The 18266-nt window shown below is 66.5% G+C and carries 16 protein-coding genes; 9 read left to right on the plus strand and 7 right to left on the minus strand.

Going from position 1 to position 18266, the window contains the following annotated elements; genetic code table 11:
* Positions 1-46 precede the first annotated feature (46 nt).
* Together ACFQU0_RS10405 and ACFQU0_RS10410 are read right to left on the minus strand one after the other, a co-directional pair.
* Positions 47-2800: a DUF4347 domain-containing protein gene (locus ACFQU0_RS10405; protein ID WP_382200458.1), complete on the minus strand. Its 2754-nt coding sequence runs from the start codon at positions 2798-2800 to the stop codon at positions 47-49.
* 292 nt (positions 2801-3092) lie between these two features.
* The gene (locus ACFQU0_RS10410; protein WP_382200460.1) at positions 3093-3998 is read right to left on the minus strand and encodes a hypothetical protein; all 906 of its coding nucleotides are present in this window, start codon (positions 3996-3998) and stop codon (positions 3093-3095) included.
* A 177-nt stretch (positions 3999-4175) separates the two neighbouring features.
* Between ACFQU0_RS10410 and ACFQU0_RS10415 the strand changes: the two genes are divergently transcribed.
* On the plus strand, positions 4176-4784 hold the full coding sequence (locus tag ACFQU0_RS10415; RefSeq protein WP_382200462.1) for a phosphatase PAP2 family protein: 609 nt from the start codon (positions 4176-4178) through the stop codon (positions 4782-4784).
* Between the two features lie 82 nt (positions 4785-4866).
* A complete protein-coding gene (locus ACFQU0_RS10420) occupies positions 4867-5022 on the plus strand; it encodes a hypothetical protein (RefSeq protein ID WP_382200463.1) in 156 nt (51 codons plus the stop codon).
* A 15-nt stretch (positions 5023-5037) separates the two neighbouring features.
* Here ACFQU0_RS10420 and ACFQU0_RS10425 read toward each other — a convergent pair whose 3' ends face one another.
* The 3 genes from ACFQU0_RS10425 to ACFQU0_RS10435 form a co-directional block, all read right to left on the minus strand.
* The gene (locus tag ACFQU0_RS10425) at positions 5038-6066 is read right to left on the minus strand and encodes a YeiH family protein (protein WP_382200465.1); all 1029 of its coding nucleotides are present in this window, start codon (positions 6064-6066) and stop codon (positions 5038-5040) included.
* 23 nt (positions 6067-6089) lie between these two features.
* On the minus strand, positions 6090-7718 hold the full coding sequence (locus tag ACFQU0_RS10430) for a 3-(methylthio)propionyl-CoA ligase (RefSeq protein ID WP_382200467.1): 1629 nt from the start codon (positions 7716-7718) through the stop codon (positions 6090-6092).
* Positions 7719-7809: 91 nt separating this feature from the next.
* Positions 7810-8790, minus strand: a complete 981-nt coding sequence (locus ACFQU0_RS10435; protein WP_382200469.1) for a Bug family tripartite tricarboxylate transporter substrate binding protein — start codon at positions 8788-8790, stop codon at positions 7810-7812.
* Positions 8791-8930: 140 nt separating this feature from the next.
* Here ACFQU0_RS10435 and ACFQU0_RS10440 point away from each other — a divergent pair, with 140 nt between their 5' ends.
* The gene (locus tag ACFQU0_RS10440; protein WP_382200471.1) at positions 8931-9938 is read left to right on the plus strand and encodes an AraC family transcriptional regulator; all 1008 of its coding nucleotides are present in this window, start codon (positions 8931-8933) and stop codon (positions 9936-9938) included.
* On the opposite strand, the gene ACFQU0_RS10445 is transcribed toward ACFQU0_RS10440, so the two are convergent.
* The gene (locus tag ACFQU0_RS10445; protein WP_382200473.1) at positions 9939-10940 is read right to left on the minus strand and encodes an AraC family transcriptional regulator; all 1002 of its coding nucleotides are present in this window, start codon (positions 10938-10940) and stop codon (positions 9939-9941) included.
* A 126-nt stretch (positions 10941-11066) separates the two neighbouring features.
* Here ACFQU0_RS10445 and ACFQU0_RS10450 point away from each other — a divergent pair, with 126 nt between their 5' ends.
* Genes ACFQU0_RS10450 through ACFQU0_RS10470 form a run of 5 tightly spaced genes read left to right on the plus strand, consistent with a single transcriptional unit; the run spans position 11067 to position 15234 of the window.
* Positions 11067-12047: a quinone oxidoreductase family protein gene (locus ACFQU0_RS10450; protein WP_382200475.1), complete on the plus strand. Its 981-nt coding sequence runs from the start codon at positions 11067-11069 to the stop codon at positions 12045-12047.
* A gap of 28 nt (positions 12048-12075) precedes the next feature.
* Positions 12076-12924: a TauD/TfdA dioxygenase family protein gene (locus ACFQU0_RS10455; protein WP_382200477.1), complete on the plus strand. Its 849-nt coding sequence runs from the start codon at positions 12076-12078 to the stop codon at positions 12922-12924.
* A 32-nt stretch (positions 12925-12956) separates the two neighbouring features.
* Positions 12957-14015 (plus strand): beta-keto acid cleavage family enzyme, encoded by a 1059-nt coding sequence (locus ACFQU0_RS10460; protein ID WP_382200479.1) that lies wholly within the window; start codon positions 12957-12959, stop codon positions 14013-14015.
* A complete protein-coding gene (locus ACFQU0_RS10465) occupies positions 14012-14671 on the plus strand; it encodes a DsbA family oxidoreductase (RefSeq protein ID WP_382200480.1) in 660 nt (219 codons plus the stop codon). Before ACFQU0_RS10460 ends, ACFQU0_RS10465 begins: the two co-directional genes overlap by 4 nt.
* A 2-nt stretch (positions 14672-14673) precedes the next feature.
* Positions 14674-15234, plus strand: coding sequence for an RBBP9/YdeN family alpha/beta hydrolase (locus ACFQU0_RS10470; RefSeq protein ID WP_382200482.1), 561 nt, complete (start codon positions 14674-14676; stop codon positions 15232-15234).
* A gap of 11 nt (positions 15235-15245) precedes the next feature.
* Here the strand turns inward: ACFQU0_RS10470 and pdxR are convergent, their stop codons facing one another.
* Positions 15246-16739, minus strand: a complete 1494-nt coding sequence (gene pdxR, locus ACFQU0_RS10475) for a MocR-like pyridoxine biosynthesis transcription factor PdxR (protein ID WP_382200484.1) — start codon at positions 16737-16739, stop codon at positions 15246-15248.
* A gap of 105 nt (positions 16740-16844) precedes the next feature.
* On the opposite strand from pdxR, the gene ACFQU0_RS10480 reads away from it, so the two are divergent.
* Positions 16845-18140, plus strand: a complete 1296-nt coding sequence (locus tag ACFQU0_RS10480) for a 4-aminobutyrate--2-oxoglutarate transaminase (protein WP_382200486.1) — start codon at positions 16845-16847, stop codon at positions 18138-18140.
* Positions 18141-18266: the final 126 nt, after the last annotated feature.

Genomic DNA, 18266 nt, shown 5'->3' on the forward strand with positions numbered 1-18266 from the left:
AGCAGTTCTACAGTCTGGCAATCTGAGGTCGACGCCATCCACTGATTCAGCACGCCCCTCCTCGGCTAATGCGACACAACCGGCCGGTGAGGGTCTGCCCCGACTCCCCCGGAATGGCATTGGCACTGCCAAACAGCGTGACAGCGCTGCCGTCTTCCGTGAACGTGGGGCTGGAGCCGTTCGCGTTGAGCGACGGCGCGTCGTTGATCGCGGTCAGGTTGACGGTCGAGGTCACGCCCGTGCTGGCGCCACCCGCATCGCTGGCCACCCAGGTGATGGTGCGGCTGGCCGAGGTGGCCGTCGGATCGTCCGAGCTGGAGGCAAACGTCACCGAGCGCAGCGCCGCCTGGTAGTTGGCCGCCGTGGCACTGCCACTGAGCGTGAGCACGCCGGTGCCGCTGTTGTAGCTGCCGGTGATGCCGTTCTGGTTGACGAAGCCCAGCGTATCGCCCCAAGCAAAGCCGGTGGAGACACTGACCGTGGCCGATGTGATGGCGTCGTTTTCGGTGTCCGACAGCGTCAACGTGCTGTCGATGGCGGCAGCGCTCGCGTTTTCAGTGTAGGCCAGCGTGCCCCCCGCAGTGAGGCCAGGGCGGTCGTTTGGCGGAACGGTGCTGAAGTTGTAGGTGGTGTCGTTGGCGATGGCCGCCAGCGCGTTGCCCGCCAGATCCTCAAGCGCACCGGACGTGAATTGCACCGAATAGGTCTTGCCAGGCGTCAGGTCGGCGGCCGGGTTGATCGTCAGTTTGTCGCCGCTGATGGTCGCGGTGCCAAAAACACCCGCTGCACTGCCAGCGGCCACGGTAAAGATGCCCACATCGCTGCCGTCGGCGCGGACCGTGATCGTGCCGCTGGCACCGAAAGCCACGTTTTCAGAAAAGTCGATGACGATGTCGCTGCCCAAGGCCACGTTGGTGTCACCGTCGGCCGGCGAGGCATCGGGCGCGGCGCCGTTCAGCGTGGGGGCCGCTGTGTCGATGGTGAGGGTCAAGCCCGAAGAGGCGACACTGACGTTGCCCGCTGCGTCGGTTGCCTTGGCCGTAACGGTGTGCGCACCGGCCGCCAAGGCGCTGGCGGTGATGCTCCAGTTGCCCCCGGTGGCCGTACCCGAGCCGATTGGGGTGACGCCATCGGTGTCGTACAAGGTGACCGTGGCGCCCGCTTCCGCCGTGCCCGTGAAAGTGGGGGTGGTGTCGTTGGTCAGGTCATCGGTGGATGAACTGCCCGTGTCCGTGCCAGCGGTCAGGTTGGGCGTGCTGGGGGCGGCAGGCGCCGTGGTGTCAATGACCAGCGCCTTGTTGGCGCCCAGCGAGTTGGCCGCGCCGGGCGTTGGCAGTGTCAACACCGCAGCCGCACCACCACTGGTTGCGGTGATGCTGCCGCCGTTGAGTGCCAATGCGGTGGTGCTGGTGTAGTCCAGGTCGGCGCTGGTGTCGCCAGACTGCACCGTGTAATTGAAGGTCAGGGTGGTGCTGCCACTGCCGCTGACGTAGTTGACGGTGCGGTCGGTGCTGCCGGTTTCCAGCGTGAGTTGTGGCGTGCCCGCGACGTTGACCGCCGCACTGAACGTCACCTGGATGCTGATGAGATCGCCCGCGTTGTAGCTGCCGTTGGCGGTGGATGAGGTGATGCCGGTGACCGTGGGCGCTGGCGGTGTCGGCTCCGAAAAGTCGATTTGGTCCATCATGACGGCAAGGATTTTGCCGTCCGCGGTCGTGAACCTGACCTGGTCAATGTTGTCCCAGTTGCTGCCAAACGTCAGCAGCCCGGCGTTGGCCGTGTTGTTAGAGTCGACCTCTTCATCTGGAGTTGTTTGCCGGTCGTAAAAAATGGCACTGTTTCCCACCCCATAGGTGCCATCGGCAGTGAATGTGACCGTAGCCGACACGGTTTGCGAGCCGTCGTTGTAGCCGGTGACGGTGTACACCTCTGCTGTGTTAGAAGTGCCTCCCCACACCTCTGCCCGCAGCGAATTCAGCTTGAAGTTGTTCGCGTTGTTTTCGGAGGCAAACTGGAAATACGTTCCCGTGTTGGTGCCATACCACGCTGAACCAATGGCGTTGCCCGTGCCCAACGTCGGCAGCATCCCGGTGATGTCATCTACCGTGTCAACTCGAATGGCATCGTTGGTCGAGTTCGTCGAATAGATCACGCCGTCGAGCGTGATCGACGGGTTGTTTTGTCGCACGCTCTCCTGCGGTGGTAGTGCATCAAAATTTTGATCGGCCGGCGCCGCAAGCGCGCCTTGGTAAGCAGTGATCATCAAGGCAGATGACTCGATGTGACCGTCTGAATGCTCCAACACCCAATCGCCACCAAGCCCCACAGCCCCCGTCACATCATCAGACGCCGCCACATCTGCTCCGCTGGTCTGTGCCAGGCGTCCTACCAAATCCACCCCGGCAGCGTCACCCGCCACGTTGCACCCATACACCAGCCAGTCACCCTCTTCTGTCAGGGCCGCGCCAATGTGGGCCAAGGTGTCGGCGTGTTCGTTCAGGTTGTCGCCGGTGAGTGTCAGCGCACCCAAGTTGATCGCACCGCTGCCGCCATGCCCCAGGAGATGAATCGCATCGACGCTGCCGGGCGTTTTTTGCGTCAGCCAGTCGGCCATTTGCGCCAGGCCATCGCCCCGGCTGTCCAGCACCACCACCTCCACCCCGGCGCGCACGCCTGCGGCCAGCGTCTCCCAGTCGGCCACGTTGTCGAGCACGAAGGCCACCTCGTGGTGTTGGTTCAGGCTGGGTTCGCCCGCTTGGTACAAGGTGGCAATAGTTGGTTGGGTGGCGGGTATGGTCATGGGGGCTTCCGTGGGGCGATACGGTCAGGCAAATCTGAGAACAGGCGCAACAAAACCATTCAAAGCCTGGGCTGTTGGGTCGGTTGGCAAGGTGTGGCGTGAAGGTGCTGCTTCATGGGTGGGCACGCACACCGCCCGGGTGGTGCTCGGCGGACTCGGGTGCGGCCGGGACATGGGAACCTTTGGGTGCAGTTGACAGTTAAATCAGTTTAACAGTCTGAACCCCTTCGTCAGCCTTTCAGCGGCCCTTCATCGTGCATTTGGACGGGCGCGGCGTGGCGGTGGTGGGCGACTACAACGTGCGCGCGCTCGACAAGCACGCGTTCACAGCGGCAATGCGCCGCCCCAGGTCGGCGCGCAAGGTGGCGTCAAGCGGTTGGGCGGCCAGCGCGGCGGCGGCGCACCTCTGCAGGGCAATTTCACGCCCCTGAATGGCATGGTGGGGCAGGGGCCAGCGCCCGAGTGGGCCCAAGGTGTGCGCCAGTGTGGCAAAGGTGGCGGCATCCATGGGCTCGGCCACCAGGACGGCGCGGCTGGGGGAAAAGCCCTGCGTGTGGGTCAGTGCCACCATGTAGCCCGAGTCCGCCTCGAGGCGCCAACCCACGCCGGGTATGTGGACGAACAGCGGGTAGTGGGGAGCCAGTTCCGGCAACAGGTGGTTGGGCACCACCTGCGCGTGCCAGTAGCGATTGGCCAGGCGGGTGTAGTGGGCAAAGTCGGCCACCGGGGTCAGGCCCGCCTGTTCGAACGGCAGCATCTCAACCGGTGGTTTGGTGGGCACGACGGTGTCGTTGGACACGTCGATGTACAGCGTGCCAGCCAGAAAGGCGTTCTGGAAATACGCGCCCCGCAGGTCTCCCCACACCTGGTGCATGTGGCCACCGGCGGCCAAGAAGGCGGCCAGCGCCGCATGGCCCTGGGCCGCCTCACCGCTCAGCGTGACCGGGTTGATCTCTCGCAAGCGGCGTTTGACTGCCAGCGAAATTTCCAGGCACTGGCCCAGCGGGTAAGGCTTGCCCCACTTGAAGGGCTGGGCCGCCCGCAACACAGGGTCGAGCGACGCGCGGATGCCTTGCATCAGTGTCATCAGCGGCCCCAACGTGGGCAGCAGGTGCTGCTCGGTCAGGGCTTGCTGGCGGGGGGTGTCGATGACGCGGGGTTCATTGGGCAGCAGTGGGCGAGCGGACATCATGCTCATGCGATTTTGATGGGCGTGGAACTCAAACGTCTGGGTTTGAAGCATTGTCGTCGGGGATCGGACGGCTTGACAGGTGCTCGGCGGGGTGCCTTCGTTTTGCCTTGAAGTGGTCACGGGTCTTTCATCGTGGCGCCGCACGATGGCCGGCGGATGAACCACACTCCTCACAGAGGCCCTATGCAAACCCCGACCCAGGCATCGACCCGCCGATGCCTGATGCCCCGTGCCGCCAACGGCCAAACGCACCCGCCACAACGCAGCAGTGCAGACCTGCGCGCCTTCACCCGGCTCGGCGGTGGCCATGCGGCCCGGCCACTGCCCCTGCGCGTGGCCTTGTGCTTGGCGCGCGGCGCCAGCGGCCTGTTGCTCGTGAGCTTGCTGCTGGGCGCCACCTTCACCGCCGCCCCTTTGGCCTTGGCGGCCTGGGTGTTGCTGCTCGCCGGTGCCACGCAGTGGACGGGCAAACGCATCGCCCGCCACCTGGGTGCCCCGCGCCCCTACCACCTGGGACTCAGCCCCAACCACCTGCAACAAGGCGCGCGTGGTGGTTGGCCCAGCAGCCACGCGGTCAGCATGGCCTGCGTGAGCGCCGCTGTGTGGGTGGCCGGCGTGCCGCCCCTGCTGGTGGTCAGCGCGGTGCTGCTGACCCTGGCCACCGGCTGGGCGCGCATCTACGCCGGGGCACACTTCCCGTCCGACGTGCTGGCGGGCTGGGGCCTGGGTCTGTGTGGTGGCACGCTGGGCATGGCGCTGGCAACCCCTTGGTTGGGGTCCGTGGGCGTCTGATCCATGGGTGTCGGATTCCTGGCCAACGCGCCGGGGGTCAGGGCTGGGTCGCGTGGCGGCTTCAAACATCGAGGCGTCCCGCATGCGGGCGAGACTGGCTGCGGACCATCAGGATGACGATGCCACCCACGGTGGCGCGGCCTTCCAGCTCGACGGCCGCATGGTCGATGCGCCGGTGCTGCGCCGCGCTGAACGCATCCGTTCATCTGCATCCACTCAAGACGGCCTGCCGCCATAAAAAGACCCGCGCGGGTCAGGCGTGGTTGGCCAAGCGCAGAAACATGTAAAACAGCCCGGCCAGAAAAACGGTCTCCAGCACCATCAGCGCCACCGGTTTCCAGCCCACCTTGACCACATCCTTGAGGTGGGTCTTCATGCCGATGGCCGCCATGGCGCCCACCAGGCACCACTGCGAGGCGCTTTTGCCGGCCGCCACCACCCAGGCCGGCAGCCAGCCCGTGCTGTGGATGACCACCAGGATGGCGAAGGCCACCGCAAACCAGGGCAGCAGCGGCGGGCGTGGGCCGCTGGTGCTGGCGCCCTGGCTCAGCTCGTGCCGGCGCGCCAGCCAGGCCGCCAGCGCAATCACCGGCAGCAACATGGCCACGCGCATGAGTTTGACCAGCGTGGCCACATCGCCCGCCTCGTGCGAGATGCTGTAGCCCGCGCCCACCACCTGCGCCACGTCGTGGATGGTGCCGCCGATGAAGGCGCCGGCCTGCCAGGCGTCCAGGCCCAGCCAGCCGGTGACCATGGGGTACAGCACCATGGCCATCGTGGACAAGGCGCTCACACCGATCACCGTGAACAGCGTGGCCTGCTCCTTGCGCGGGTGGGCCGGCATGGCGGCTGAGAGCGCCAGCGCGGCCGATGCCCCACAAATGGCCACCGCCCCGCCGGTGAGCAGGCCGAAGAACATCTGAAACCCCATCATCCTGGCGAGCAGGATGCCCACCGCGATGGTCAGCGCCACCGCCAGCACCACCATGGCAATGGGCTGCCAGCCCAGGGCCAGCACCTGATCGAGCGTGATGCGCAGGCCCAGCAGCGCCACACCCAGGCGCAACACCGCCTTGGCAGTGAAGTCGATACCGGCCGCGCTGCGGCTGTGCTGCCCGGCCTCGGGCTGCGTCAAAAAGTTCAGCGCCATGCCCAGCAGCAGCGCCAGCAGCATGACCGGCGCGCCATGGTGCTCGGCCAGGAACATGGCGGCCACGGCCACCACGCCACTGACCACCAGCCCGGGCCACAGGGTTTGCAGGCGATCACGCAGGGCGGTCATGGGGCGGGGCTTTCTGACAAAACTCAGGCGGGGGTCAACAAATGGTCCTGGAACTGCTCGCGCAGCCGGTTCTTGAGCATCTTACCGGTGGCGCCGAGCGGGATGGCGTCCACAAACACCACGTCGTCAGGCGTCCACCACTTGGCGATTCTGCCGTTGAAGAAAGCCAGGAGGTCTTCCTTGCTGACCTCAGCGTTGGACTTCTTGACCACCACCAAGAGCGGGCGCTCGTCCCACTTGGGGTGTTTGGCCGCAATACACGCGGCCATGGCCACGGCGGGGTGGGCCATGGCGATGTTCTCGATGTCGATGGAGCCGATCCACTCGCCACCGCTCTTGATCACGTCCTTGGCCCGGTCGGTGATGTTCATGAAACCGTCGGCGTCGATGGTGGCCACGTCGCCCGTGGGGAACCAGCCGTTCACAAGTGGTGTCTTCTCGCCCTTGATGTACTGCGCCACCACCCAGTGCCCGCGCACCAGCAGCTCGCCCGAAGCCTTGCCGTCCCACGGCAGTTCCTGGCCTTCTTCACCGACGATCTTCATGTCGATGCCGAACACGCCCCGGCCCTGCTTGGCCTGAATGCTCCGTCGCTGCTCCACCGGCAAATCCAGTTGGTGGCCTTTGAGGATGCCCACCGTGCCGATGGGAGACAGTTCGGTCATGCCCCAGGCGTGGATGACCTGCACACCGTAGGTGTCTTCAAACGTACTCATCATGGCCGGCGGGCAGGCCGAGCCGCCAATGATGGTGCGGCGCATGGTACGGAAGCACAAGCCGTTGCCGCTGACATGGGCCAGCAAACCCTGCCAGACCGTGGGCACACCGGCCGAGACGGTGACACCTTCCGCTTCGAACATCTCGTGCAGGCTCTTGCCGTCCAGGCCCGGGCCGGGGAACACCAGCTTGGCCCCCACCATACAGGCCGAATACGGCAGGCCCCAGGCGTTGACATGGAACATGGGCACCACGGGCAGGATGGCGTCGCGGGCGCTGAGATTCAGGGCATCGGGCAGGCTGGAGGCGAAGGTGTGCAGCACCGTGGAGCGGTGCGAATACAACACGCCCTTGGGGTTGCCGGTGGTGCCGCTGGTGTAGCACAGGCTCGATGCCGTTTGTTCGTCGAACTCGGGCCACTCGAAGTGGTCGTTGGGCTCGCCAGCGATCAGATCCTCGTAGCAGATCAGACCCAAGATCTTGGGCACAGTGGGCATGTGCTCCTTGTCCACCATCAGCACAAACTTGCGCACGGTCTTCAATCGCGAGGCCACGGCTTCCACCAGCGGCAGGAAGGTCTTGTCGAAACACAGCACCTCGTCCTCGGCATGGTCGGCAATCCACACCAGCTGGTCGGGGTGCAGGCGCGGGTTCAGGGTGTGCAGCACGGCGCCCGAGCCCGACACCGCGTAGTACAGCTCCAGGTGGCGGTAGGTGTTCCAGGCGATGGTGCCCACGCGCACGCCGGGGGCCATGCCCAGGCCGGCCAGGGCCTTGGCCAGCTTGCGCGAACGCGATGCGAGATCGGCGTAGGTGTAGCGGTGGATGTCGCCTTCGACGCGGCGCGACACCACCTCTTGGGTGCCGTGGTGGCGCTCGGCATGGCGCAGCAGGGATGAGATCAGCAGCGGCTGCTGCATCATTTGGCCGTTCATGGCGAAAGTCCTTGGGTTCAATGACAAAAAACAGGGCAAAAAAAAGCGCAGGTGCCCGCCGGGCGCCCGCGCCTGTGCACACTGGGGCTGTTTACTGCGTAAGCTTGATGTCGAAGGTTTTGACGATGGCGGCGTTGCGCTCGAACTCGGCCTTGACCGACTGGGCCAACTGCGGTGCTTCGAGGTCGCGCGGGCTCACCTCGAAGCCGGCGGCCACCAGTTTGGCCTTGACGTCGGGGCTGTTAGCGGCCTTGTTGACCGCGTCATTGATCTTGTTGACGATGGCATCGGGCATGCTCGCCGCAGCAATCACACCGACCCAGTTGCTGAAGTCCATGTCGGGGATGCCCTGCTCGGCCAGCGTGGGCACGTTGGGCAGCTGGCTGGAGCGCGTCTTGGTGACCACCCCGTAGACCTGGACCTTGCCGGCGGCGATGAACTGTTTGGTGGGGCCCACGGAAGAGAACATCACCGGGATCTGGTTGCCCATGACCTGGGTCAGCGCGGGCGGGATGCCTGCGAACGAGATGTGCTGCATGTCCAGCCCGGCCTTCTGGTTGAGGATCATGCCCGCGTAGTGCGAGGCTGTGCCCGAGCTGTACGAGGCAAAGCTCACCTTGCCGGGGTTGGCCTTGACGTAGGCGATCAGCTCCTTGAGGTCTTTGGCCGGCGTGTTGGGCGCACCGATCAGGATCAGGCTGTCGCGTGCCGCCACGGCCACCGGACGCACCTTGGGCACGATGTCCATGCTGGGCTTGAGCACGTGCGGGATTTCGGTCAGCAGGTTGCTGGCGGTGAACATGATGGTGGTGCCGTCTGCCGGTGCGGTCACCAGCGCCTGCATGCCGATCACACCACCTGCACCGGCACGGTTCTCGATGACGAAGGGGTGACCCACGTCCTTGCTCAGCTGGTCGCCGATGATGCGCGCCACCTGGTCCATCACGCCCCCGGCGGGTGCCGGCACGATGACTTTGACCGGCTTGTCGGTCCAGGCAAAAACGGCCGGCACGGCCAAAGCCAGCAAGGTGGCGCAGGTGGTGCGGCGCGTGAAGCGGGAAGCAAAAAACATGGTTGTCTCCAATCGTTGGGTGCCCGGGTCGTCCCGGTGCGTGTCGGCAGGTTCTTCCTGAACCGTGGACGAATGGTAGGCAGCGTGCCCGCCGCCGGCTTGATAATTCACGCCAAGAACTTTCGATTTTGGGACACCCCATGGCCACCCATCTGCCGGTTGTGCGCAGCGCCAGCCTCAATGGTTATGTCGAGCTGGCGCAATCGCTGGGCCTGGACGCCGCCGCCATGTTGAGGCGCGCCGGCCTGCAGTTGCGCAGCCTGAGCGACCCCGAAACCCCCATCAGCACCCAGGCGGTGCGCCGCCTGCTGGAGACCAGTGCGTTGGCCAGCGGCGCAGAGGATTTTGGGCTGCGTCTGGCGGCCCGGCGTTCGCTCTCCAACCTGGGGCCGCTCAGCCTGGTGCTCAAGGAAGAGCCCAGCGCACGTGCCGCGCTGGACACCCTGTGCCGCTACCTGCGCTTGCTCAACGCCTCGCTGCTGACCGAGCTGGAAGAACACGATGGCCTGCTGCGCATCAGCGAAGACTTGGTGGCCGAACCGGGTGCGCCCTTGCAGCAGTCCATGCAGTTGGCCGTGGGGGTGATGCACCGCATCCTGCACGAGTTGCTGGGCGAACGCTGGCAACCGCTGTGGGTGGGCCTGCGCCAAGCCGCGCCCCGGGAGCCCACGCGCTTCGAGCGCTTCTTTGGCACGCGGGTGGTGTACCTGGCCGGCTTCAACGGCATCATCTGCCGCGCCAGCGATTTGACGCAGGGCCTGGCAGCCCACCAGACGGCCATGGCCAGCTTTGCCCGGCGCTACCTGGACGGTGAACTGTCGCGCGGCCAGCGCAACGCACAGACCACCACCCGCCAGCTCATCACCGCCCTGTTGCCCGGTGGGCGCTGCACAGCGCAGCAGGTGGCGCAGCACCTGGGCGTGGACCGGCGCACGCTGCACCGCCACCTGAGCGCCGAACAGACCGATTTTTCTGCCGTGTTGCAGGCGGTGCGCATGGAAATGGCGGAGCAACAGCTGCGGCAGAACCAGCGCAGCCTGGCCGAAGTGGCCACGCTGCTGGGTTTTTCGTCGCCCAGCGCCTTTGCCTACTGGTTTCGCCAGGGCTTTGGCTGCAGCGCCCGCGCCTGGCGCCAAGGCCGCAATTGATCAGGCCGAACCACCCTGCGCCTTGCGCCAGGCCTGCGGCGCCTGGCCGAACTGGGCGGTGAACCAACGCGTGAACGAGCTGGGTGTGCTGTAGCCCAACAGTTCGGACACCCGCACCAGCGAATAGCGTGGGTTGGCCACGTAGCGCTGGGCCAGTTCCGCGCGCACCTCGCCCAGCATGTCGGTGAAGCTGGTGCCGGCTTCGTCGAGCTGGCGTTGCAGCGTGCGCACGCTCAGGCCCAGGGCCTGGGCCACGTACTCGGTGCTGGCGCGGCCGCTGGGCAACATCAGGTAAATGGCCTTGCGCACGTCCAGCACCACCGAGGGGCCATTGACCGGTGGCAGCGATTCGACAAAACGCTGGGCGTAACGCGCCATGGCCGGATCGGCCGCCGGGTTGGGCGCGTCCAGATCGGCGGCGCGGCAAACAATGCCGTTGAACTCGCTGCCAAACTCCACCCGGCAGGCAAACACCCGCTTGTGCAAGCTCAGGTCGGCCGGTGCCTCGTGGCTGAAATTCACGCTCTGCGGCGCCCAGCGCCCGCCCATCACCGCCGCACACATGCGAAACAACACGCCCAGCGCCAGCTCGGTGGCCTGGCGCGACGGTGCGGTAGCCACCACCTCCTCGCGGACAATGACCAGGCTGCCCGCGTCCTCCAGCTGCATGGCCAGTGTGTCGTTGAGCAGGTGGCGGTACTGCATGGTCACCATCAGCGCCTCGCGCAACGTGCGCTGGTGGCTGATGAGCAGGCTCACCACACCAAAGTCCGACAGCTGGCGCGACTCGGCCATGCGCAGGCCAAACTGGCTGTGGCCCGTCGCCTGGGCCGCCATCTCCAACAGGCGCACCGCCGACGCCGCCGGAATGCGCTGTTCGGGGTCGGCCAGCAGGGCGCGGCTCAGGCCCACCTCACGCAGCAGCGGCTGCGGGTTCAAACCCAGGTCGCGCGCCACCTCCAGAAAGTTGGTCAGGGTGGCGGCGCGGACGAGTGCGTTCATGGGGGTTGTGGTGGCGTGGCATGAAATGATAAGCCGTTGGCAGATCATGCGAAGCGCCCCCTGGGGTGAATACCTACAGTCCCTCCCATGGCGCACCACACCGGCGCGCCGCCTGAGGAGACACACATGGCGAAGGCCGTACGTTTGCACCAGACCGGTGGCCCCGAGGTTCTGCGGCTTGAAGACGTGGACGTCGGCGACCCCGGCCCCGGCCAGGTGCGCCTGCGCCACGTGGCCGTGGGCCTGAACTACGCCGACACCTATTTCCGCAACGGCACCTACCCCATGCCTTTGCCGGCCGGCATGGGTGTGGAAGCATCGGGTGTGGTGCAGGCCGTGGGCGAAGGCGTGACGAACGTGGCTGTGGGTGACCGCGTGACCTACACCGGCTTCCTCAACACCCTGGGCGCCTACGCTACCTCCCGCCTGATCCCGGCCGCGCCGCTGATCAAGTTGCCCGACAACATCGCCTTCGAAACCGCAGCCGCCATGACCATGCGCGGCCTGACCTCGGCCTACCTGCTGCGCCGCATCCACGACTTCAAAGCCGGCGACACCCTGCTGCTGCACGCCGCCGCTGGTGGCGTGGGCCTGATCGTTTCGCAATGGGCCAAGTTGCTCGGCATCACGGTGATCGGCACCGTCTCCACCGAAGAAAAGGCCGAAGTCGCCCGCGCCCATGGCTGTGCCCACACCATCAACTACAGCGTTGACGACGTGGCCAAGCGCGTGCGCGAACTCACCGATGGCGTGGGCGTGAACGTGGTGTTCGACAGCGTGGGCAAAAGCACCTTCATGGCCTCGCTCGATTCGCTCAAACGCCGTGGCCTCATGGTGTGTGTGGGCACGGCCAGCGGCCCCATCGAGGGCTTCAACCCCAACCTGCTGGCCATGAAGGGCTCGCTCTACCTGACCCGACCGGCCCTGGCCGACTACATCGCCGACCCGGCCGAGAAGGCCGCGCTGGCCGCCGAGGTGTTTGGCCATGTGGGCGCCGGCCGCATCCAGATCGAGATCCACCAGCACTACGCGCTGGAAGACGCCCAGCAGGCCCACCGCGACCTGGAATCGCGCAAGACCACCGGCTCGTCCATCTTCGTGATCTGAGCGCGTTTACAAAAAGAGGAGACACACCATGCGGATCGAACCCCTGACCTGTGCCATCGGCGCCGAACTTGTTGGCGTCAACCTGGGCGATGCGGCGCGCGACGACACGCTGTTTGCCGACATCAAGGCCGCGCTGCTCCAGCACAAGGTGCTGTTCCTGCGTGACCAGCACATCACCCGCGCCGAACACGTGGCCTTTGCCCGCAAGTTCGGTGAACTGGAAGACCACCCGGTGGCCGGCAGCGACCCCGACCACCCCGGCCTGGTGCGCATCTACAAAAACCCCGACCAGCCCAACGACCGCTACGAAAACGCCTGGCACACCGACGCCACCTGGCGCGAGGTGCCGCCCATGGGCTGTGTGCTGCGCTGCGTGGAATGCCCACCCGTGGGCGGCGACACCATGTGGGCCAACATGGCACTGGCCTACGAGAAACTGCCCGAGCAAGTCAAACAGCAAATCGCCGGCCTGCGCGCCCGCCACAGCATTGAAGCGACCTTTGGCGCCGCGATGCCGATCGAACGGCGCCTGGCCCTCAAGGCCCAGTTCCCCGACGCCGAACACCCGGTGGTGCGCACCCACCCCGAGACGGGCGAAAAGATCCTGTTCGTCAACGCCTTCACCACCCACTTCACCAACTTCCACACCACCGACAACGTGCGTTATGGCCAGGACTACACCCAGGGCGGCAGCGCTCTGCTGCAGTACCTGATCAACCAGGCCGCCATCCCCGAATACCAGGTGCGTTGGCGCTGGAAGCCCAACAGCATGGCCATCTGGGACAACCGCGCCACCCAGCACTACGCGGTGATGGACTACCCCCCTTGCCACCGCAAGATGGAGCGCGCCGGCATCATCGGCACGCCCACCTTCTGAGCCCCTTTTTTCCCCCATATCAGGAGACGCACATGAACTTCCTCGACGGCCACCTCTTCCCTGAAAACCAGCAGCCTCTGGTCATCACCGCCGCGCCCTACGGCCCCGAGTGGATTCCTTCGGACTTTCCCGAGGACATCCCGGTCACGATGGAGGCCCAGGTGCAGAAGGCCGTGGACTGCTACAACGCCGGCGCCACCGTGCTGCACCTGCATGTGCGTGAACTCGATGGCACCGGCAGCAAGCGCCTGTCGCAGTTCAACGCGCTGATCGCCGGTGTGCGCCAGGCCGTGCCCGACATGGTCATCCAGGTCGGTGGCTCCATTTCCTTTGCCCCGGTGGGCGAAGGCGAGGTGGCCAAATGGCTGTCGGACGACACCCGCCACATGCTGGCCGAGCTGACGCCGAAGCCCGACCAAGTGACGGTGACCGTCAACACCACACAGATGAACGTGACCGAACACATGGAAGAGGCCGACATCGCCGGCACCTCCATGGCCACGCCCGAAGGCCGCCGCGCCTACACCGAGATGGTGGTGCCGTCCACGCCCAGCTTCGTGGAGGAACACGTCAAGCGGCTCTCAGCGGCGGGAATTCAGAGCGCGTTCCAGTTCTACAACCTCAACAGCTTCGAGACGGTGGAGCGCCTGATCCGTCGTGGCATTTACAAAGGCCCGCTGGTGTGCAACTGGGTGGCCATCAGCGGCGGCATGGACGCGCCCAACATCTACAACCTGAGCAACTTCGTGCGTGCCATCCCCGACGGCACCATGCTGACCGTGGAGAGCAGCATGCGCAACGTGCTGCCCATCAACATGATGGGCATGGCCATGGGCCTGCACGTGCGCTGTGGCATCGAAGACAACCTGTGGAACCAGGCCCGCACCGAGAAGATGAGCACGGTGCAACAGATCGAGCAACTGGTGCGCGTGGCCAAAGAGTTCGGCCGCCCCATCGCCACTGGCAAACAGGCGCGCGAGATCCTCAAAATTGGCGTGTTCTACGACACCGTGGAAGAAACCCTGGCCGCCAACGGCTTTGCGCCCAACGCGCCGGGCCGCCAGCAGGGCTTTCTGCGCAAGGTGGCGTGAGCACCAACACCACACCGGCGCCCGCGCTGCAGATCGACGTCTGGTTCGACCTCATCTGCCCCTGGTGCCTGATCGGCAAACGCCACCTCGACACCGCCCTGACCACCTGGCGCGCGCAACGCCCCACCGACACGGTGGTGCTGCGCTGGCACCCGATGCGCCTGATCGAAGGCGTGCCCCCCGAAGGCTGGGACTTTGCCGCGTTCTACGAACGCCGCCTGGGCAGCCCCCAGGCGGTGGCCGCGCGCCAGGCCCAGGTGCGCGCGGCGGCCGCACATGCCGGCCTGTCCATCGCGTTTGACCGCATCCGGCGCTTTCCCGACACCGCACCTGCACACCAACTGGTGCTGCTGGCCGCGCAGCGACTGGGCACGGAGGCACAGGCCACGCTGATCGAGCGCTTGTTCCACGGCTACTTCCAACAAGGGCGAGACCTGGGCGACCACGCGTGGCTGCTGCAACTCGCCGCCGAGTGGCGCCTGGATGTGGCCGAAGCCGCCTCGCGGCTCGACCTGCCCCTGCCACAGGCTGAACCGGTGCCCGGTGTGCCCTTCTTCGTGTTCAACCAGCGCGAGGCCTTGTCGGGCGCGCAGCCGCCAGCGGCCTTGCTGCAAGCGATGCAGGCCGCCGTGACCGACACATCGCAACTCCTCTGACCATGACCGATCCCATCCCTTTGATCGTGCCGGGCTTGCGCGACCACGTGGCCCAGCATTGGCAAACCTGGCTCGCCGAGCGCCTGCCCCATGCCCACAGCCTCACCCCCATGGGGCGCGAGAACCTGTCGTTGGGCGCGCGCATCGCCGATCTGGAGGCCACCATCGAACGCGTCAACGCGCCGGTGCTGCTGGTCGCCCACAGCGGCGGTTGTGTGCTGGTGGCGCACTGGGCACGGCAGACCGCGCTGGCACACTGGGTGTGTGGCGCGCTGCTGGCCACCCCGCCCACCTTCGACCGGCCTTTGCCCCCGCCCTACCCCCAGCTTGACGCACTGGACGCCGCCGGCTGGCTGCCGGTGCCGCGCGAGCGCCTGCCCTTTCCCTCGCTGGTGGCCGCCAGCCACAACGATGTGCTGGGCGAGTTCGATGTGGTGTGCCAGCTGGCGCGCGATTGGGGCAGCGCCATCGAAGACCTGGGCAAGGTCGGCCACCTCAACCCGGCGTCGGGCTTCGGTCCCTGGCCACTGGCCCAAACCCTGATCCAACGGCTGATGCCCTGAGAACAACCGCCCTACCGACGCAAGGGTTCCATGCAGCGTTGCAGCCGCCCAAACGGTGCGTCCATGCCCTCGATGGGCACCGCTGCAAACCCCAGCAACAAGCCCTGCTGCACGGCCGGGCTCTCAAAATAGCGCGACAGCGGGCGCACCAGCACACCCGCTTCGCGCGCGCGCTGCGCCACCACCGTGTCGCGCAACGGCTCGGGCACGGCCATCACCAGGTGCAGGCCGGCGTTGCTGTCGAAGGGGTGGAGCCATTCGCTGCCCAAGGCCTGTGTCACCAGTTCGACCAGCCGGGCGCGGCGCTGGCCATAGATCAATCGCATGCGGCGGATGTGGGCGGCGTAGTGGCCGCTGTCGATGAACTCGGCCAGCGCCGCCTGCGTGAGCAGGTGGCCGCCCCGGTACAGCTCCATCTGCGCCGCGCCGATGCGATCGACCAGCGCCGGAGGCAGCACCATATAAGCGGTGCGCAGGCCCGGGTACAGCGTCTTGCTGAAGGTGCCCACGTAGATCACCGGCGCATCGGGCATGAGGCCTTGCAGCGAGGGAATGGGCTGGCCAGCGAATCGGAATTCGCTGTCGTAGTCGTCTTCCACCACCCAGAAGCCGTGGCGGCGTGCGGCCTCCAGCAGGGCCAGGCGGCGCGACAAGGCCATGATGGGCCCCAGCGGGTACTGGTGCGAGGGCGTGACGAAAGCCAGCTTGGGCACACGGCCCGGCGCGGGCTCCACCACCTGCATGCCATCGGCGTCCACCGCGATGGCGTCCACCTGCAAGCCGTTCATGCGCAGGATGTTGCGCGTGCCCCAGTAGCCCGGGTCTTCCACCCAGGCGATGTCGCCGGCATCGGCCAGCATGCGCGAGAGCAGGTCCACCGCCTGGTGCACGCCCTCGGTGATGAGAATTTGCTCCGGCTCGCACTGCACCGAGCGCACCTGCCGCAGGTACTGCGCCAGGCTGCGCTGCAAGACCGGGTGGCCACCAGCGGTGGCGTAGCTGCGCAGCGCGGGTGGGCCACGCCGCGCGCACTGGGCGGTGATTTGCGCAAAACGCTGCTGCGGGAATTCGGTCACGTCGGGCAGGCCGGGCAGGAAAGCGCCCCACTGCACGTCGGTGGCCGACACGCGCCCCAGCAAAGCCTCGCCGCGCGCCGACACACCCGATGGCAGCGCAACGGGCTCGGGCGGTGGCACGGGCGCACCCACTGCGGGCGGCGTGGCGATGAAGCGGTCGGCCGACAGATCGGCCACAAAACTGCCACTGCCGGTGCGCGACACCAGGCAGCCCTCGGCCGCCAGTTGGTCGTAGGCGTACAGCACGGTGTTGCGCGAGACGCCCAGTTCGCTCGCCAGATCACGCGTGGGCGGCAGCCGGGTGTGGGCGGGCAGCGTGCCGTCCAGGATGGCCTCGCGCAGGCAGGCGCACAACAGCCGGCTGGTGGGCTGGCGTTGGGTGGCGGCGGCGCGGGCCTGGGCCAGGCGCTGCAGCAGCAGGTCTCCCACAAGTGATTGCAATTGGTTCTATGAAATTCGTGAATGTGGCTCTTTAGTTTAGAACCATTCGAGGCTGTAATGGACACCTTGTTCCACCTTTTCCCCTTCAAGACCATGAGCCAGACCAACCAACAGATCGACCAACGTCGCCAAGCCGCCGCTCCCCGTGGCGTGGGCGTGATGTGTGACTTCTACGCCGACCGCGCCGAGAACGCCACCCTGTGGGACGTGGAAGGCCGCGCCTTCACCGACTTTGCCGCCGGCATCGCGGTGCTCAACACCGGCCACCGCCACCCCGCCGTGTTGGCCGCCATCCGCGCCCAGCTGGACCGCTTCACCCACACCGCCTACCAGATCGTGCCCTACGAAAGCGTGGTGTCGCTGGCCGAGCGCATCAACGCCCGCGCGCCCATCGCCGGCCCGGCCAAAACAGCCTTCTTCACCACCGGGGCCGAAGCGGTGGAAAACGCCGTCAAGATAGCGCGCCGCCACACCGGCCGCTCGGGCGTGATCGCCTTTGGTGGCGCCTTCCACGGCCGCACCATGATGGGCATGGCCCTGACCGGCAAGGTCGCACCCTACAAGATCGGCTTCGGCCCCTTCCCGGGCGAGGTCTACCACCTGCCCTTCCCGAACGCGGTGCACGGCATCACGGTGGACGACAGCCTGCACGCGCTGGAGCAGCTGTTCAAGTGCGACATCGAGGCCACCCGCGTGGCGGCCATCATCATCGAGCCGGTGCAGGGCGAAGGTGGCTTCAACATCGCGCCGACCGCGCTGATGGAAGGCCTGCGCGCGGTCTGCGACCGCCACGGCATCCTGCTCATTGCCGACGAGGTGCAGACCGGCTTTGGCCGCACCGGCAAGCTGTTTGCCATGGAGTACCACAGCGTGCGCGCCGACATCATCACCATGGCCAAGAGCCTGGCCGGTGGCATGCCGCTGTCGGCCGTGTGTGGCCGTGCCGAGGTGATGGACGCACCCGCCCCCGGTGGCCTGGGCGGCACTTACGCAGGCAACCCGCTGGCCGTGGCCGCAGCCCACGCGGTGATGGACGTGATCGACAGCGAAGGCCTGCTGGAGCGCTCGTTGCGCCTGGGCGCCCAGCTGCAGGGCGCGCTGACCGAGTGGCGCGAGAGCTGCCCCGCCATCAGCGACGTGCGTGGCCTGGGCTCCATGGTGGCGGTGGAGTTCGCCGACCCGGCGACCCGCGAACCCAGCGCCGCTCTGGCCACCCGCGTGCAGAAGGAGGCCCTGGCCCGTGGCCTGCTGCTGTTGACCTGTGGCACCTACGGCAACGTGATCCGTTTCCTCTACCCCCTGACCATCCCCGACGCCCAGTTCAGCGCCGCCCTGACCACCCTGCACGAGGCCCTGCGCGCCGCCACCTTCGACACCACCGCCGCCTGAACACCATGGACATGAAGATTGCTTCGCCGCTGGACCTGTTGCAGGACCCCAGCCTGCTCAAGACCGACGCCCTGATCAACGGCCAATGGGTGGCCGGCAGCGCCCGCTTTGACGTGCACGACCCCG

This window comes from Hydrogenophaga defluvii (assembly GCF_042665235.1).
GTDB lineage: Bacteria > Pseudomonadota > Gammaproteobacteria > Burkholderiales > Burkholderiaceae_C > Hydrogenophaga > Hydrogenophaga defluvii_A.

Bases quoted from the DNA above. Each gene is read 5' to 3' on its own strand.
- ACFQU0_RS10450 (WP_382200475.1), top strand. From the start codon at position 11,067: ATGGCGAAGGCCGTACGTTTGCACCAGACCGGTGGCCCCGAGGTTCTG.
- ACFQU0_RS10470 (WP_382200482.1), top strand. From the start codon at position 14,674: ATGACCGATCCCATCCCTTTGATCGTGCCGGGCTTGCGCGACCACGTG.
- ACFQU0_RS10415 (WP_382200462.1), top strand. From the start codon at position 4,176: ATGCAAACCCCGACCCAGGCATCGACCCGCCGATGCCTGATGCCCCGT.
- ACFQU0_RS10420 (WP_382200463.1), top strand. From the start codon at position 4,867: ATGCGGGCGAGACTGGCTGCGGACCATCAGGATGACGATGCCACCCAC.
- ACFQU0_RS10455 (WP_382200477.1), top strand. From the start codon at position 12,076: ATGCGGATCGAACCCCTGACCTGTGCCATCGGCGCCGAACTTGTTGGC.
- ACFQU0_RS10425 (WP_382200465.1), bottom strand. From the start codon at position 6,066: ATGACCGCCCTGCGTGATCGCCTGCAAACCCTGTGGCCCGGGCTGGTG.
- ACFQU0_RS10480 (WP_382200486.1), top strand. From the start codon at position 16,845: ATGAGCCAGACCAACCAACAGATCGACCAACGTCGCCAAGCCGCCGCT.
- ACFQU0_RS10440 (WP_382200471.1), top strand. From the start codon at position 8,931: ATGGCCACCCATCTGCCGGTTGTGCGCAGCGCCAGCCTCAATGGTTAT.
- ACFQU0_RS10445 (WP_382200473.1), bottom strand. From the start codon at position 10,940: ATGAACGCACTCGTCCGCGCCGCCACCCTGACCAACTTTCTGGAGGTG.
- ACFQU0_RS10410 (WP_382200460.1), bottom strand. From the start codon at position 3,998: ATGAGCATGATGTCCGCTCGCCCACTGCTGCCCAATGAACCCCGCGTC.
- ACFQU0_RS10435 (WP_382200469.1), bottom strand. From the start codon at position 8,790: ATGTTTTTTGCTTCCCGCTTCACGCGCCGCACCACCTGCGCCACCTTG.
- ACFQU0_RS10405 (WP_382200458.1), bottom strand. From the start codon at position 2,800: ATGACCATACCCGCCACCCAACCAACTATTGCCACCTTGTACCAAGCG.
- ACFQU0_RS10430 (WP_382200467.1), bottom strand. From the start codon at position 7,718: ATGAACGGCCAAATGATGCAGCAGCCGCTGCTGATCTCATCCCTGCTG.
- ACFQU0_RS10460 (WP_382200479.1), top strand. From the start codon at position 12,957: ATGAACTTCCTCGACGGCCACCTCTTCCCTGAAAACCAGCAGCCTCTG.